Annotated in this window: 15 protein-coding genes and 1 pseudogene; 10 read left to right on the top strand and 6 right to left on the bottom strand. The window is 66.0% G+C overall.

The genetic code is table 11. From position 1 onward, the window contains the following. Window positions 1–34: 34 nt before the first annotated feature. Window positions 35–619 (bottom strand): annotated as a pseudogene (locus ABIB51_RS05825) (amino acid transporter); the annotation flags it as partial. 27 nt (window positions 620–646) lie between these two features. Here ABIB51_RS05825 and ABIB51_RS05820 point away from each other — a divergent pair. From ABIB51_RS05820 to ABIB51_RS05780, 9 genes are all read left to right on the top strand, one after another. Beyond that, window positions 647–898: a hypothetical protein gene (locus tag ABIB51_RS05820; protein ID WP_354186711.1), complete on the top strand. Its 252-nt coding sequence runs from the start codon at window positions 647–649 to the stop codon at window positions 896–898. Between the two features lie 310 nt (window positions 899–1,208). Beyond that, window positions 1,209–1,307 carry a potassium-transporting ATPase subunit F gene (locus ABIB51_RS05815; RefSeq protein ID WP_084475820.1) on the top strand — a complete coding sequence of 33 codons (99 nt, stop codon included), beginning with the start codon at window positions 1,209–1,211 and terminating at the stop codon, window positions 1,305–1,307. Between the two features lie 7 nt (window positions 1,308–1,314). After that, complete coding sequence (gene kdpA / locus ABIB51_RS05810; RefSeq protein ID WP_354186374.1) at window positions 1,315–2,982, top strand: potassium-transporting ATPase subunit KdpA; 1,668 nt, start codon at window positions 1,315–1,317, stop codon at window positions 2,980–2,982. Beyond that, window positions 2,979–5,117 carry a potassium-transporting ATPase subunit KdpB gene (gene kdpB, locus ABIB51_RS05805; protein ID WP_354186372.1) on the top strand — a complete coding sequence of 713 codons (2,139 nt, stop codon included), beginning with the start codon at window positions 2,979–2,981 and terminating at the stop codon, window positions 5,115–5,117. Before kdpA ends, kdpB begins: the two co-directional genes overlap by 4 nt. Window positions 5,118–5,127: 10 nt before the next feature. After that, on the top strand, window positions 5,128–5,748 hold the full coding sequence (gene kdpC, locus ABIB51_RS05800) for a K(+)-transporting ATPase subunit C (protein ID WP_354186370.1): 621 nt from the start codon (window positions 5,128–5,130) through the stop codon (window positions 5,746–5,748). A gap of 12 nt (window positions 5,749–5,760) precedes the next feature. Further along, the gene (locus ABIB51_RS05795; protein ID WP_354186368.1) at window positions 5,761–8,409 is read left to right on the top strand and encodes a DUF4118 domain-containing protein; all 2,649 of its coding nucleotides are present in this window, start codon (window positions 5,761–5,763) and stop codon (window positions 8,407–8,409) included. Next, window positions 8,406–9,080, top strand: a complete 675-nt coding sequence (locus ABIB51_RS05790; protein ID WP_354186366.1) for a response regulator — start codon at window positions 8,406–8,408, stop codon at window positions 9,078–9,080. The genes ABIB51_RS05795 and ABIB51_RS05790 overlap by 4 nt, the downstream gene beginning before the upstream one ends. Window positions 9,081–9,891: 811 nt before the next feature. Next, entirely contained in the window at window positions 9,892–10,146 is a 255-nt protein-coding gene (locus ABIB51_RS05785; protein ID WP_502916076.1) for a hypothetical protein, read from the top strand. Between the two features lie 707 nt (window positions 10,147–10,853). After that, window positions 10,854–10,979: a hypothetical protein gene (locus ABIB51_RS05780; RefSeq protein WP_354186364.1), complete on the top strand. Its 126-nt coding sequence runs from the start codon at window positions 10,854–10,856 to the stop codon at window positions 10,977–10,979. 65 nt (window positions 10,980–11,044) lie between these two features. On the opposite strand, the gene ABIB51_RS05775 is transcribed toward ABIB51_RS05780, so the two are convergent. After that, the gene (locus ABIB51_RS05775; protein ID WP_354186362.1) at window positions 11,045–11,359 is read right to left on the bottom strand and encodes a MarR family transcriptional regulator; all 315 of its coding nucleotides are present in this window, start codon (window positions 11,357–11,359) and stop codon (window positions 11,045–11,047) included. A gap of 371 nt (window positions 11,360–11,730) precedes the next feature. On the opposite strand from ABIB51_RS05775, the gene ABIB51_RS05770 reads away from it, so the two are divergent. After that, window positions 11,731–11,949, top strand: a complete 219-nt coding sequence (locus tag ABIB51_RS05770; RefSeq protein ID WP_354186360.1) for a three-helix bundle dimerization domain-containing protein — start codon at window positions 11,731–11,733, stop codon at window positions 11,947–11,949. A gap of 29 nt (window positions 11,950–11,978) precedes the next feature. Here ABIB51_RS05770 and ABIB51_RS05765 read toward each other — a convergent pair whose 3' ends face one another. The 4 genes from ABIB51_RS05765 to ABIB51_RS05750 form a co-directional block, all read right to left on the bottom strand. Further along, on the bottom strand, window positions 11,979–12,500 hold the full coding sequence (locus ABIB51_RS05765) for a hypothetical protein (protein ID WP_354186358.1): 522 nt from the start codon (window positions 12,498–12,500) through the stop codon (window positions 11,979–11,981). A gap of 335 nt (window positions 12,501–12,835) precedes the next feature. Further along, entirely contained in the window at window positions 12,836–13,663 is an 828-nt protein-coding gene (locus tag ABIB51_RS05760; RefSeq protein WP_354186356.1) for a LamG domain-containing protein, read from the bottom strand. Between the two features lie 53 nt (window positions 13,664–13,716). Beyond that, entirely contained in the window at window positions 13,717–14,706 is a 990-nt protein-coding gene (locus ABIB51_RS05755) for a S26 family signal peptidase (protein ID WP_354186354.1), read from the bottom strand. 98 nt (window positions 14,707–14,804) lie between these two features. After that, window positions 14,805–15,464, bottom strand: coding sequence for a hypothetical protein (locus ABIB51_RS05750; RefSeq protein ID WP_354186352.1), 660 nt, complete (start codon window positions 15,462–15,464; stop codon window positions 14,805–14,807). Window positions 15,465–15,676: the final 212 nt, after the last annotated feature.

Below are 15,676 nucleotides of genomic sequence, written 5' to 3'. Positions count from 1 at the left end.
ATCAGCTCCTCCGTGCAACGCCAAGCCCTTTCGGTGTCAGGAGCCGGCGGGTCCCCTCGATCCGGCCCACCGGATTGTCTTCGGTGTCACCAGGGCGCCCCTGGACCTGCGGCATCACGGCTACCCCTGTTTCGAAGCCGGACAGTCCCAGAGCCAGCTTGGGGAAGACCAGCAGGGCGATCCTGACCACCATGAACGGGTTCCCGTGCGAGGTGGTCAGTTCAAGCCACCAGTCCCTCGCGGCAACCGGGTGGGCGAACACCTCAAAGATGGTCGTGATCACTACTATGACATTCAGACTCAGGTAGATTCCGACAAGAACGACCGCAACACCGATGGCCTCCTTGAAGCCGCGCAGGAACACGGCGCCAAGCAGGCAAGCAGGAACAAGGTCACCAGGACGTTCTGGCCCTGCATCCAGCTCGGGGCAAAGGGGTTCTGGATGGCGTGGGCCGTGGCGGCTTTCCCCGGCTACACGGCGGTAGACCGGCAGGGCGCCCAGCAGGGTAACTGCCACCAGCACCAGCGTAGCCAACGGGGAGATCACGCCGGCGGCCAGGGCCGCGATAGCGGGCTGGTAGCCGATGGTGGAGAAGTAATCGACACCGGTCAGGCACATCACCTGCCACCATGGATGCTTCTTCAAGTGGGAGTCGCTCACCGCGCCGGGGCCCTGGTGGACCCCCTTGGCGTCCTGCAGGCCGAACAGCCCCTGATCCCGGCGCACGAATTCGAACCCGGCGGCCTGGCGAATGGCCGCGCCCTGGCGTTCCTGGCCCACGAATACCTGGGGGACGGCTTCGCCACCGTCTATGACCTAAGCACCATCGCGATCCTCTGGTTCGCCGGCGCCTCCGCGTTGGCCGCGCCCATCAGCCCGGCGGGAACGGATCCCTGACGAACCGACCGCCGGCATGTTGCGAAAGACGGCGGGACGGCAGCGAAAATCCACCCGGCTTCCGCGCACGTTAAGACGGCGTCAAGATCGGCCCTCCGGGCGTTAAGAAACCGTCAGGAACCGGCCTTTTCCCTCTGGAGGGGAGTTGACTTTCAGTAGCCCCGCAGACGGGGCGCGGATGAAAGGAACCTGCAATGGCCGACCTGGCTGTGCTCGGAATTCTCTTAGTGTCGATGGGGTTCGTGGTGTGGATCGGCCACGTCCTGGCCGGGATGGCCGCCGGTCCCGACGACCGGGCGGAGGGCGGACTATGAGCGCCGATGCTATCATGTGGCTCGTGTTGCTGATTGCCGGTTTGTGCCTCTTCGGCTACCTGCTGGCCGTCCTGATCCACCCGGAAAAGTGGTGAGCGGATCATGACCTTCAACTCCGCATCCTTTGTTGTCCAGGTGGCGGCACTTCTCATTATCCTGGCAGCCTTGCACAAGCCCTTCGGCGCCTACTTGGCCCGGGTCTTCGAGGGCACGACCTCCAGCCGGCCCGAGCGGCTGTTCTACCGGCTCGCCGGTATCGACGCCGGTACCGACCAGAGCTGGTCCGTGTACCTGCGCAGCGTCCTGGCGTTTGCCGTCGTCTCCATCCTGGCCGTGTTCGGCCTGCAGCGGGTCCAGGATCTCCTGCCCGGCGCCGGCTTGCTGACCGGAGTTGACCCGTGGGTGGCCATGAACACGGCTATTTCCTTTGTCACCAACACCAACTGGCAGACCTACGTACCGGAGACCACGGTCGGCATCTTCGTGCAGATGACGCTGCTGGCGGTTCAGAACTTCCTCTCCGCCGCCGTCGGCATCGTCGTCGCGATCGCCCTCATCCGTGGAATTGCGCGAACCAAGACGGAACGGCTCGGCAACTTCTGGGTCGACGTGACCCGCACGTCCTTCCGGGTGTTGTTGCCACTCGCTTTTGTCGGCGCCATCGTGATGGTCCTCGGCGGGGTGGTCCAGAACTTCTGGTCCGCTGACGTCGCGAACCACGCCTCGGGGGTCTCGCAGGTCATTCCCGGCGGCCCGGTCGCCTCCCAGGAGGCGATCAAGGTACTCGGCACCAACGGAGGCGGCTACTTCAATGCCAACTCCGCCCATCCATTTGAGAACCCGAACGCTTTCATCAGCCTCTTCCAGGTCTTCCTGATCCTGCTCATCCCCTCGGCCCTGCCCTACGCCTTCGGCCGGATGGTCGGCGACCAGAAGCAGGGCTACACAGTCGCCGCTGTCATGGGCACCCTGTGGCTGGCATCGGTTTCGCTGATGGGCTGGGCCGTGGCTTCTGGCCAGGGAACCGCGACGACCGCGGCCGGCGGCTTGGGCGAAGGCTTTGAGCAGCGCTTCGGACCCGCGTCAAGTGCGATCTTCGCCACGTCCACCACCCTGACCTCCACCGGCGCCGTCAACGTCGCCCACGATTCCCTGCCGCCGCTGGCGGGCGGGGTGGCCATGGTCAACATGATGCTCGGCGAAGTCGCACCCGGCGGAACCGGCTCAGGTCTCTACGGCATGCTCATCCTGTCCATCATTTCCGTCTTCATCGCCGGGCTCATGGTCGGGCGCACCCCCGAGTACCTGGGCAAGAAGATCGGCCCCACGGAAATGAAGCTCGCCGCCCTGTACATCCTGGTCACCCCGACCCTGGTCCTGGCCCTGGCCGGCATCACCGTCCTGCTCCCGGACGTCATGACCAACGCCCCGTCAACAGGGCCGCACCAATTCAGCGAAGTGCTGTACGCCTTCACTTCCGGGGCCAACAACAACGGCTCCGCGTTCGGCGGCATCACCACCTCGGGCCCATACCTCTCGGTCATGATGGGCCTGGCCATGCTGCTGGGCCGCTTCCTCCCCATTGCCCTGGTTCTAGCCCTCGCCGGCTCCCTCGCCCGGCAGGGCAAGATTCCCGCCTCCGCCGGCACCGTCCCCACCCACGGCCCGCTCTTCGGCGGGCTGCTGCTGGGCGTGACAGTAATCCTTACCGCCCTGAGCTACTTCCCGGCCCTTGCACTCGGCCCCCTCGCAGAAGGACTCCTCAAATGACCCCGTCCAGCACGGCATCAGCCTCGGACACCGCGGCCCAGACCTACGCCGACGGCAACCCCCTCGACACCCCCGGCGAGCACAAACACCACACCAAGGCCCCGGCAAAACTCACGCTCGCGTCCGTCATCGCCGCACTGCCCCTCGCGGTCCGGAAACTCTCCCCGCGGCAGATGATCCATTCCCCGGTCATGTTCACGGTGCTCGTCGGAGCAGCCCTGTGCACGGTGATCTCCGCCTACAAGCCGTCGGTGTTCGGCATCGCCGTCACCGCATGGCTCTGGCTCACCGTGCTGTTCGGTACCCTCTCCGAATCCATCGCCGAGGGCCGGGGCAAAGCCCAGGCCGACAGCCTCCGCGCCAGCCGCCAAGGGGTTCAGGCCCGGCTCCGGCAGCCCGACGGCACCACGAAAGACATGCCCGGAACGGAGCTGCGGCGGGGCGACGTCGTGATCTGCGAAGCCGGGGACGTCATTCCCTCGGACGGCGAAATCATCGAAGGCCTGGCCAGCGTCGACGAATCGACCATCACGGGCGAATCGGCCCCCGTCATCCGGGAATCCGGCGGCGACCGGTCCTCGGTCACCGGCGGCACCCGGGTCCTTTCGGACCGGATCGTCATCCGTATCACCGCCGAACCGGGACAGACGTTCATCGACCGGATGATCAAACTGGTCGAAGGCGCCGTGCGGCAGAAGACCCCCAACGAAATCGCGCTCCACGTATTGCTGGTGTCCCTGACCATCGTGTTCCTGGCCGTCACCATGTCCCTGGCCCCGTTCGCCGCCCTCGCCGGCGCCACACCGTCGCCGATCGTCCTGGTCGCCCTGCTGGTCTGCCTGATCCCCACCACCATCGGGGCACTGGTCCCCGCGATCGGCATCGCCGGCATGGACCGCCTGGTCCAGCACAACGTGCTCGCAACATCCGGCCGCGCCGTGGAAACCGCCGGGGACATCACCACCCTCCTGCTCGACAAGACCGGCACCATCACCTACGGCAACCGCCGCGCCGTCAACTTCTACCCCGCCAACCATGTGGAACGGACCGAACTCATCGAAGCGGCCCGGGTCTGCAGCCTGGCCGACGAAACGCCTGAGGGACGCTCCATCGTGGACCTCGCCGCGGACAGGGGCGTGACCGGATCCGATCTGACCACCCTCGAAGGCAACTCCGGTGACTTTGCCGTAATCCCCTTCAGCGCCAGCACGCGCATGAGCGGTCTGGACCTTGACGGGTGCATGATCCGCAAAGGCGCCGCCTCCACGGTCGCGGCCTTCGTCGCCGGCTACGGCGGCCACACCCCGGCGGAAGTCGACCACCGGGTCAAGGAAATCTCGGCCCAGGGCGGCACACCCCTGCTCGTAGCGCAGATTGACAGCGACGGCCGGGCGGACGTCCTGGGGACCATCCACCTCGCCGACGTCGTCAAACCCGGCATGCACGCCCGCTTCGCCGAACTGCGCAAGATGGGCATCCGAACCGTCATGATCACCGGCGACAACCCCATCACCGCCAAGGCCATCGCCGCCGAGGCCGGGGTCGACGACTTCCTGGCCGAGGCAACCCCGGAGGACAAACTCGCGGTCATCAAAAAGGAGCAGGCCGCAGGGCGGCTGGTGGCCATGACCGGGGACGGCACCAACGACGCCCCGGCGTTGGCCGCGGCAGACGTCGGCGTCGCGATGAACTCCGGCACCCCGGCGGCCAAGGACGCCGCGAACATGGTGGACCTTGACTCCGACCCCACCAAGCTCATCAACATCGTCGGCATCGGCAAGCAGCTGCTCATCACCCGAGGCGCACTGACCACCTTCTCGGTAGCCAACGACGTCGCCAAGTACTTCGCGATCGTCCCGGCCCTCTTCACCGCCGCCTTCCCGGGGCTGGGGCTGCTGAACATCATGGGGCTCGCCACCCCGTCCTCGGCCATCCTGTCCGCGGTGATCTTCAACGCCCTGATCATCATTGCCCTGGTGCCGCTCGCGCTCCGCGGCGTTAGATACCGTGCCGTCTCCGCCAACCAGGCCCTGGCGCGGAACCTGCTGATCTACGGTCTCGGCGGGCTCATCGCCCCCTTCATCGGCATCAAAATCATCGACCTCTTGATTTCCCTCATCCCCGGAATCGGCTAGGAACATCTCCATGAACACTCTCACCGGCTACTTCCGGCAGGCAGGCACCGCCGTCCGGTTCCTGCTCTTCGCCACCCTGGTCCTCGGCGTCGCCTATCCCCTGGCCGTCTTCGGCGTCGGGCAGCTCATCGCCCCCTACCAGGCCAACGGCTCCATCATCAAGGACGGTGCCGGCGCCCCGGCGGCCTCGGCCCTGATCGCCCAGGCCTCCGCCGACGAGGCCGGAGCCCAGGACCCGCTGTGGTTCCATGCCCGGCCCTCGGCAGTGAACTGGGACCCTGCGTCGTCCTCGGCCAGCAACCTAGGACCCAACGACCCGAAACTCCTCGACGCCGTCACCGCCAACCGGGCCGCCATCGCCGCCGCTGAAGGCATCGACGAGGCCAAGGTGCCAGCCGATGCTGTGACCGCCTCCGGATCCGGGCTGGACCCGGACATCTCGCCCGCCTATGCGCGGCTGCAGGTTCCCCGCATCGCCGAGGCACAGCAGCTCAGCGCCGACACCCTGATGTCCCTCGTCACCCGGCACACCAGCGGAGGCCTCGAGGCCTTCCTGGGCCAGCCGTCCGTCAACATCACGGCTCTGAACCTGGACGTGGCGGCCGCCGCCGAATCGTCGCGGTCCAAGTGAGAGGATGAGGCCATGGCACGTGGAACGCTACGGATCTTCCTGGGGGCCGCCCCCGGGGTCGGCAAGACCTACGAGATGCTCGAAGAGGCGCACCGGCTGGGCGAACGCGGCGAGGACGTCGTCGTCGCCTGGGCGCTGGACCACGGGCGCAACGATACCCGCGCCCTGCTGGAAGGGCTCGAAATCATCCCGCCCCGGCGTCTGCCCTACCGCGGGACCGAGTTCGAGGAAATGGACCTCGACGCTGTCCTGAACCGCGCCCCGGGCACCGCGATCGTGGACGAATACGCTCACTCCAACATCCCGGGCAGCCGGCACGCCAAACGCTGGGAGGACATCGACGAACTCCTCACCGCCGGCATCAGCGTCCTCTCCACCGTCAACATCCAGCATCTGGCGTCCCTGGGCGACGTCGTCAACGCCATCACCGACGTCCGCCAGATGGAGACCGTGCCTGACGAGATCGTGCGCCGGGCAGACCAGATCCATCTGGTCGACATTTCCCCCGAACTGCTCCGCCAGCGCCTGGGCGACGCTAAGATTTACGCGGCCGACAAGATCGACGCCGCCCTCACGAACTACTTCCGCTTCGGCAACCTCACCGCGCTGCGGGAACTGGCACTGCTCTGGCTCGCCGACAGGGTGGATGAAGGCCTGGCCCGGTACCGGGAAGAACAAGGAATCGAGCGAAGCTGGCCAGCCCGCGAACGCATCGTTGTCGGGCTGACCGGCGGCCCCGAAGGCCAGGTCCTCATCCGCCGCGGCGCCCGCATCCTCAACCGCGTCAACGGCGGTGACCTGCTGGCTGTCCACGTCCGGGCCGCTGACGGCGTGGCCGGCGAGTCACCACAGGCGCTCGAGGCCCAGCGCCGCCTGATCCTGGACCTTGGCGGCAGCTACCATGTGGTGACAGGCGAAGATCCGGCAGGCGCGCTCCTGGACTTCGCCCGCAGCGTCAATGCCACCCAGATCGTCGTCGGCATCTCCCGCCACCGAAAACTTGCCGGGCTCCTCGGCACGCTGCTCGGCGGCGGTATCGGCACCAGAGTGGTCCGCGACTCCGGAGACATCGACGTCCATATGGTCTCCCACCCGCTCGGCGGCCGCGGCACAGGCCCGCGGCGGCAACGGGACCTCGGACGAGTCCGGATCGGCGCCGGCTTCGTCATGGCCGTAGTGCTCCCGGTGTTGCTGCAGATGCTGATCTCCCTGAACCCGGACCAGAACATCGCCACCGCAGCGCTGGTCCAGCTCGCCGGGTCAGTCGCAGTCGCGCTTGTCGGAGGACTCTGGCCGGCCATGCTCGCAGCGCTCTGGAGCAGCCTCCTGGTCAACTACTTTTCCACGCCCCCGGTGGGCAGCCTGACCATCAACGACCCCCAGAATCTCCTCGCCCTGCTGGTCTTCGTCGGCGTCTCCGCGGCCGTCGCAGTCGTCGTCGACCTCTCCGCCCGCCGGTCCAAGGAAGCCGCCCGCGCCCGTGCCGAAGCCACCACTCTGGGGGACCTCACCCGCGGCGCCGCCGCGGCCGAGGACACCCTGAAAGGGCTCCTTGAACAAGCCCTCGACGTGTTCCAGGTCAGCGGTGCCGCGCTCTACGCCTCCTCAGGGTCCACCGGAGCGGGAACGGTCGGGAATACCGGCTGGCGACTCGTGGCCCAGTCCGGCGACATCCCAGCCGGCGCACCTGACGAAGCGGAGAACATCGAACAGATCGACCCCGCGACCCGGCTCATCCTCTCCGGCCGGACCCTGCCGGCCAGCGACAGGCGGCTTCTGGGCGCGTTCGGCGTCCACCTCGCAGCCCAACAGGAACGCCAGCAGCTGGCGGTCAGCCGGCGGGAACTCCTGCGGCTTGCCGAAAGCAACACCATGCGCACCTCCATCCTCCGCGCAGTGTCCCACGACCTGCGCACCCCGCTAGCAGGCATCAAACTGGCTGTCGGAGGCCTGAGGCAGACCGACGTCCACTACACCGACGAGGAACAACAGGAACTTCTCGCCACCATAGACGAATGCTCCGACCGGCTGGACGCGCTGGTCGGCAACCTACTGGATATGTCCCGGATCACCGCCGATTCGGTCAACCCGATAATCATGCCGGTGCGCTGGTACGAAGTGATCCCGGGAGCCCTGCACGGAACCCCTGCCGGCAGGGTCCGGGTCGAGCTGCCCGGGAATATGCCCGAAGTCGACGCCGACGCAGGAATGCTCGAACGGGTCATCGCGAACATCGTCGAAAACGCCGTAAAATATGCCCCGGACTCAGACGTCGTTCTCGTCGGAGCAGCAGGAGGGCTCAGCCACACAGCCCTGGCCGGCCGTCCCGCGGGAGAACTGCGCATCATCGATCACGGCCAGGGTGTCCCGGCCGAAAACGTCGTCCGGATGTTCCAACCTTTCCAGCGCCTCGATGACGTCCCGCAGACCACCGGCGTCGGGCTCGGCCTGGCAGTCGCCAAGGGCTTTACCGAGGCGATGGGTGGAAGCCTCACTGCCGAACAGACGCCAGCGGGAGGCCTGACCATGGTGATCCGTCTTCCGCTCTCCGCCGGCACCACATTCGCTCGGGCCCCCGCCCAAGCCCCGCTGGAGGCGCAGTCGGCCATCCTGCGGCAACACCACACGCAACCCGCATCCACGACAGAGGACATACTGTGAACGACGTGCTGGTGGTCGACGACGACCCGCATATCCTCAAAGCCCTCAAAATCACTCTTCACGCCCACGGATACACCGTCGCGACGGCCCCCGACGGCGAATCGGCCCTTAGAGCAGCAGCACGGCACCCGTTCGGCGTCATCGTCCTGGACCTGGGTCTGCCCGACATTGACGGAAGCACCGTCATCACCCGGCTCCGCCAGTGGAGCCACGTCCCCATCCTGGTCCTCTCCGCCCGGCACGGCTCCGACGACAAGGTCCGGGCCCTGGACGCCGGAGCCGACGACTACGTCACCAAACCCTTCGGGCTGGACGAACTGCTGGCCCGGCTCCGGGCAGTCCTTCGCCGGAGCATCCAAGCCGACGACTTACCCCTGGTGACGACTGCCTCGTTCACCATCGACCTGGCCCTGAGACGCGTGACCCGGAACGGGCAGGACGTGCGGCTGACCCCGACGGAATGGGGCATCCTAGAGCTCCTGGCCCGGAACCCCGAAAAGCTGATCACCCAGCAGCAACTCCTCACCGAAGTTTGGGGTGCAGCGTATGCCAAGGAAGCCAACTACCTCCGCGTCTACATGGCCCAACTCCGCCGCAAACTCGAACAAGAACCCGGCAACCCCCGCCATTTCCTGACCGAGGCCGGCATCGGGTACAGGTTTATACCCTGACCCGCCACCACGCCGGCGACGGATCAGGAACGCGGAAACTGATCCTTCGGAAAGTCGGCCCCTCAACGCCGCGACTCGTAGTTCCCGAGCATCATCCCGGCTAGTCGGTAGGGTTCAAAAGGCTGTCTAGCCGACCGAGAACTATGGGATGACAAGTCCATCGACAAAGTCCGGAACCAGTGCACGAGCATCCTGGGCGGATCGCCCGACCACAAGCTCATCTCCTCGGCCAAGGCGCGGTTCACCGGGGACCCGGTGAAGGCAGTTTCTGACGCCGAGGCGCAGAAGATTGTCGACGTCATCAAGGCCAACCGGTAGTGCAAGACCTGACCCGGCCGCGGCCTTATCCTTGGGCGGCGTCGTAGGCCTGTTTGATGACCTGGCGGATGCGTCCACGGGGTGGGGTTGTACCCGTACTCCCTGGCCCCAGTGTGTGGGCGCTCACCCGAGTATCTCGGCGCGTTCCTTGACAGCGCTGACGTGTCCAGCCATCGTTTCTGCCTCTGCCACACCGAGGGTGGCCCTGCCGGCCAGTGACCGGAGCGGACCTCTGGATTCCTCTGTGACGCGCAGGCGGGTCATCGCACCCACAGGCCTCAGGGTGAAAGTGAGGATGCCTTTGAACAGCCCGAGCGGCAGACCGGCTCAGGAGCTCCAGCGGCCCCGTCCAGGATCCGCCGCCGAACACCCCTGGCCTCCAAACCCTGGCCACGCGCGACAACCCTATGTGGAGAGCACTGGTAATCTGCCGCGACTGTTCATCAGGCGTTTACTGAGCAAATGGGATTCCTACCCGGAAGCCAAGGAGACCATGTTCCATGCCACGGACACCGGCTGGGCACCCTGGACCGTGGTCAAAAGCAACGACAAGAAGCGCGCCCGGCTTGAGGCCATGCGCCACGTCCTGCACATGTTCGACTACGAGGACAAGGACACCGGGCTCGTCGCCGCACCGGACAGCTTGATTGTCGGCCCGGCCTCAAGATTTTCGAGGACGGCGAGAGCCCCGAAGGCAGTTAGGCCTACTGCGGCGAGGCACCGACGTCCGGGAGACGCCCGACGCTGACGCAAGTTCTCCGGATCCAACGGGATCGCAAACCTGTCGGGCGATCACATGACACAAAGTCGCCTTTTGGCCTTGCCTTCCGGGCCGCCGGATAGCGTTGCAGACATGAAATCATCCGAGGCGGAAACCCTTATTCTTGCCGGAGCCGCCACGGTATGGGACATCATCACCGACGCTGGCAACTACCCGGTATGGGACTCCGGGATCACTGCTGCCAGCGGCGCCATCCGCCATCCGCCATGGGGGCAGGATACGGATCCGGACACGGGACGGCGGCAAGAGGACCTTCAGCCTGCGGGTCCAGCAGATCCCCGGCCGGCGCATGGACTGGCGCGGCGGCCTGCCGCTGGGACTGCTCAAAGTCGTGCGCACATTCATCATTTCCGACCACACAGGGATCACCCACCTGACCGTTCGGGACACCGCCAGCGGCCCGCTCCTGGGCCTGGTCCGAAAAACGATGCCCGGTACCGACCAGGCTCTTACCGGTTACGTCGCCGCAGTCAAATTCCGTGCCGAACTCATCAGTTTCCCCTCGAAGGAGAGATCTTTCCCGGCACGGTCTTCGCTGTCGCACCAGAATATGAGGGTAGTCCACAGGAGTTCCCAACTGACCACACGCAGGGTCCCCGGGGTTCACCCGAGGGAATGTCCACGGGAGGGAATGTCCACGGGAGTTGGTTCACGTCCGGGTCGGCGAGGAGGAGTTGGGCATCGGTATCGTCGATGAAGTGACCGCCGGCGGTGGGGATGCCGTCTGGATCTTCTTTCCTGGGGGCACGCCGCGCCGGCTCCCAACCCACCACGACTCGATCGAACTCATCGTGCTGTAGTCCGGCTCCGGTACGCGCAGCGCGGCCTCGCCAAGGGGCATGCAGCGGTATTGAAATAGAAGCTCTCAGCGTGTGCCGAGCCGGTCTGCATTGTTGCTCATGCGTTCCAGGACACTGACGGCCATGGCGTACTCGTCCGCTCCGATGCCTGCGGTCAGTTCGCGGCGGGCGGCATCCACCAGCCCGGATGCCTCGGAGTGCAGTGCGAAACCGGCCCCGGTCAGGCTGAGACGGCCGTCCAGCAGGATCACGAGCCTCCTTCGCACCAGGGCGGCCATGTCCCGCTCCTGTGCGTCGTCGCCGTCCGCTGCGTTGAAGGGCAGCAGGAGCTGCCCTGCTTCCTCGGGCGTGATGGGGCCCGCGCTGAGGGCGCTGAGCATGTGCCATTGTCTTCTGGTCAGGCGGAGGCGGGCGAGTGTGGAATCTAGTTGAGCCTCCAGCGACGCATCCAACCGCTTGACCCAGTATCCGATTGGCCTGTTCACCATGTCATGGTTGCAGGGGCCTGCGGCCGGGGCAAGGTCCGCCGCGTGGGACCCGGACTGTCCATAACGGACGGAGCCGAAGCGCAGCCTTGAGCCCACCGCCATTGCGGCCGGACAGAGCCTTCCGTGGGGATTTTCCGGATCGCCTGCGCTAGGTCTAAACCGCGCCGAGCCGCGGATTTGGACGCCTCCGAACGTCCGGGACGCAGCTGCCCCGGCACCACTGAGCGATTGACGGCCGCGAGGTCCGTGGCGACACTATTGCTGTGAGCGAAGACGAAAAGGAACCCACCATCCGGAAGGTCACCGACCGTCTGGCTGTTCGGTTTCCCGATGCCCCCAAGACACTTATCGCAGAAATCGTGGCGGAGGAATACGGCTCGCTGGACACCGGGCGGATCAGAATCTATATCCCGACCTTGATCGAAAACTCCGCCCGGAACCGGCTGCACCGCGAATTCGATACCGTCACGCCAGGCGACTAAAGGCACAGCGCATGCGTTAATCGGAGCGATCATCGGTGGCCGAAGACGTTGGACAGGCTCGGACGGTACCTGCGCCACCTGGCCACAATCGTCCATGACCTGACACCGGCCCACAGGAAGTCGGCTGTCCGACGCCAAGTCGCGCCGTTGTCGAGCCCTCTCCAACGAGTGGTTCCTTGTGTGGGCTGGATAGAGCATTCTCCGGCGAGGGTGCCGTTTCTGATTACCATGCCGCCCGCGGTGGTGCCGTTCTCGGACAGTTGGGCGAAGTACCGCACGGTCGTGCCTGCGCGGCGGTGCAGGAACATGATGACGGTTAGGTCCTCGCTGGTCTGCACGCCGGTGAAAGCCCCCGTTCCGGGTATTTGTCCGTCGAATTCGGGTCCTGTTGTGACGGTGTCGAACAAGTTGCTCGCGCCCCTGCGCGTCCACACGACGTCGGCCGAGGGAATGGTCGCTGCAATTCCGGAGGTTGGGCGCTCCTGAACTTGAAGTCCGGTGGCTTGCGAGGCAAAAGTGGCGAACCGGGGCAGGGCCGCGAGCTCTGCCATTGACTCGACAGGGATTCTCACTGAACCAATTTCGAAGCCCCTCAGCTTCGGGAGTGCCAACAATGGGTCCGCCGAGGAAACGGGGCTGCCGGTGAGTACGACCGAACGCAGATCGGGCAGGTCCGCCCGGGGTGACACATCCGTAATCTCTACGCCTGTAATCGATAGCTCCCGCAATTTCAGCAGATTCCTCAGTGGCGACAGGTCAAAGACGGGTCCTTCAAGGGTGATTTGGGGGTCGGGGACCAATGCGCGGGAAAGTAGCGGATGGGTCCGGGTAGTAGTGAAACGGGATCGTGCGCTGGGGTCGGTGCCAGATGGCGGGTGGCCACCACTTAGCGGCCGGCGTTGTAGTGGGTGGTGATCTGGGCCGGGGTGAGGGCGGTGGTGTAGGCGGCGGCGAAGCGCAGGCTGCCTTTGAAGAAGAAATTCGTGGGCTGGGTGGGGGCTAAGCCGGCGAGGTTGTCGTATCCGATGCGCCAGTACCCGTTGTAGGCCTGGGCAGTAGTCGTAGTCGGGTCGGCGGCTACTTTTTGCCCGTCGAGGTAGAGGTTCATCCCGGCCGCGGAGAGGGTCGCCACGGCGTGGTGCCAGGCCCCGTCGTTGTAGGGCAGGGGGCCGGTAATGGTTTTTACGGCACCGGCGTAGACGCCAAAGACGATCCGGCCCGTGTCGCTCATGTAGAGGTGGCGGTCATAGCTGGACGAGGGGCCGGTCTGGGCGTTGCCGAATCCGATGAGTTTCCCGCCCGCGGTGGTGGTCTTGAACCAGATTTCCACGCTGAAGGTGTTGGGTCCGGCTCGCAGGGTCGGGGTGGAGACGTAGCTGGTTGAGCCGTTGAGGGTGTAGGTGCCGCCTGGGTCTCGGGGGCAGGCCCGCGCTGTGGTGGTGTCGCTGGTCATGGAGCCGCGGTAGGTACCGTTTATGGGGGTGGGTGTGAAGTCGGCGGCGGTGGTGGAGCCTGTGGTTTCGGCGAGTTTGTAGCCGAAGACGGCGCTTGATGCGTCGGCCAGGACGGCGTCGTTGCAGGTGAAGTAGCTGGCAGTGCCGGTCTTGTTGACCGTGTTTTGTACGCTGGCCAGGAATCCTGCCGAACTCGATGGTGCCATGACGGCGCTCAGGCACAGCACGGCCGCGGCGGTCAGGACAAGGAGTGCAGTCACGGGGTCCCGGCGGTCCCCTGCCCGGGCGCCCGGTCGCCGGTACCGGGAAGGTTTCACGCCGGGACCTCGCCCCTCGCCTTGGCGTCCCGGGCCGTGGTGTCCGGGGGCAGCCCCACGATCAGGCACCACAGCAGCGGCAGCGCGCAGAGCAGCGCCAGGATGACCCAGCCGCCTGCCGAGAGGTTCAGGGCAGAGGAGAGCTGGTAATACCCGGTCTGGGCCATTGACGGGATGGACAGGTCCCCGACCTGACCGGCGGTGAGGTCGGAGTAGGACCCGCCGGCTGCCCGGACCCGGATGGGCAGGAGCCCGGTGGAGACAACTGCCGCCTGGGCCCCGCCCTGGTCCGTCCTGGCGGTCAGCAGGACGAATCCGGTAAAAGGGTGCCAGATGAAAGCGGCGGCGGAGAAGACCACGGACAAACCCGTCATGCGCAGCGGCGCCCTCCACCGGGAGGAGGCCCACCGGCGGGTCAGTACCCACAGGAAGATGGTCCCGAGCAGCAGCAGGGGTGCGGTACGGACCAGCCAGCCGAGTCCGGGCAGGACCGCCACGGACCGGCCGATGAGATCCTCCTGGTGCAGGGTCCAGGGGTCGTTGGCCCCGTTGATGTCCCCGCGGGTGGTTAGAGATCCGGGGTCGGTGAGGGCCTGGACCCGGTGCGTATACACCTCGCCCGGCGCGGTCGGGGGGTGGAAGGTAATCACATCCCCGGCACGGATGGTGGACACCGGTTCCGGGGAGGTGACTACGAGTGTTCCGACCGGGGCAGCCTCCCCCATGGACGGGGTGCTGATGATGAACCAGCGCCCGCCCGCCAAGTACAACACCACGGCGGCCACAACGAGGATCCCGACCACCACGGAAAGTACCCACGCCGACAGGACGCCGGTCCGGCGTGCCCGGTGGTGCGCACTCCGCTGACCGCCGGAGGGTGCGGCAGGAGCCGTGTGAACTCCGGAGGCCGGTGTCGGTTCAAGAGCCGGTTCTGGTGCGGGGTCCGGTGTAAGGGCCGGCACCGGCCGCATGGCCAGGTCCGTCATGATGAGACACGCCTAACTGTATGGTGGGCTGCCCTGCCGGGATCGGCGCCGCGGACAGGACGTCGCGGCACCGTTCCGGTGCCGGTGGGGGCTGTGGATCAGCTGGCGAAGGCCCAGGTCAGCGGCAGAGAGGCAGCCAGTCCCTGATAGGTGTTACCGGCGGATGGATCCAGTGACACGGCGATGTTGAAGGGGACGCTGACGCCGGCCGCGGGGGCGGGCGGCATCGTGATGGCCGACGCCGGGGCGGCGGCCAGGGACGCCGCGGTGCCGGAGAATACCGTGGTCGCGCCGGAGGTGATGACGACGTTGAGCTTCGCGCACAGATCCAGGGCGGTACCGTTCTGGGCGCCGTTGTTGGACTGGGTGCAGGTTGCGCCGTGGGTGAGGGTGAATGTGCCGGCCGCGACCGAGCCAATGTTTTTGATGGTGATGGGCGTATTCACCGCGGGACCACCGGGAACCATGGTCATGCTGCCGCCGAATTTATTGATCGTTGAACACGTTGCGGTATTGGTGGAGACCGTTCCGCCGTCGGTGCTCAGGCAGGTCACGGGGGTGCCGCCGGTGGTCTTTTCCTCCATCACCAGGGACCCGGAACCGGCGGTGTTGGTGTTGTTCGTGATGCTGGCCGCGAACCCGGACAGTGTTCCGGTCATCGACAGCGACAGCAGGACCGTCCCGAGGACTCCCGCGCCCAGCGCGATGGGGGTGAACCGGCGGCGGTTGGGGCGCGGACGTGCTTGGCTATCAGACATGGGGAGACCCTTCGGGGAAATGAAGATCGGGCAACAATGAAAGATTGCCCGTCCATGGGCCTAAAACTCCGGGAACACGGTGCGAGCAGCGACTTATCGTCGCCACCAACCGTCTTCCATGAAACTACCGATGCGGCCTCAAGAAAGGCCACCGGATTCCCTCAGGAACTAATCAAGCACTGATGAATAACACACCCCGGTATTCCGGGGAC

The organism is Arthrobacter sp. UYCu712, assembly GCF_040547005.1.
In the GTDB taxonomy this organism is placed as follows: Bacteria; Actinomycetota; Actinomycetes; order Actinomycetales; family Micrococcaceae; genus Arthrobacter.
Note: the sequence above shows the minus strand (reverse complement) of the source record. Positions and strands in the feature narration are given on the sequence as shown.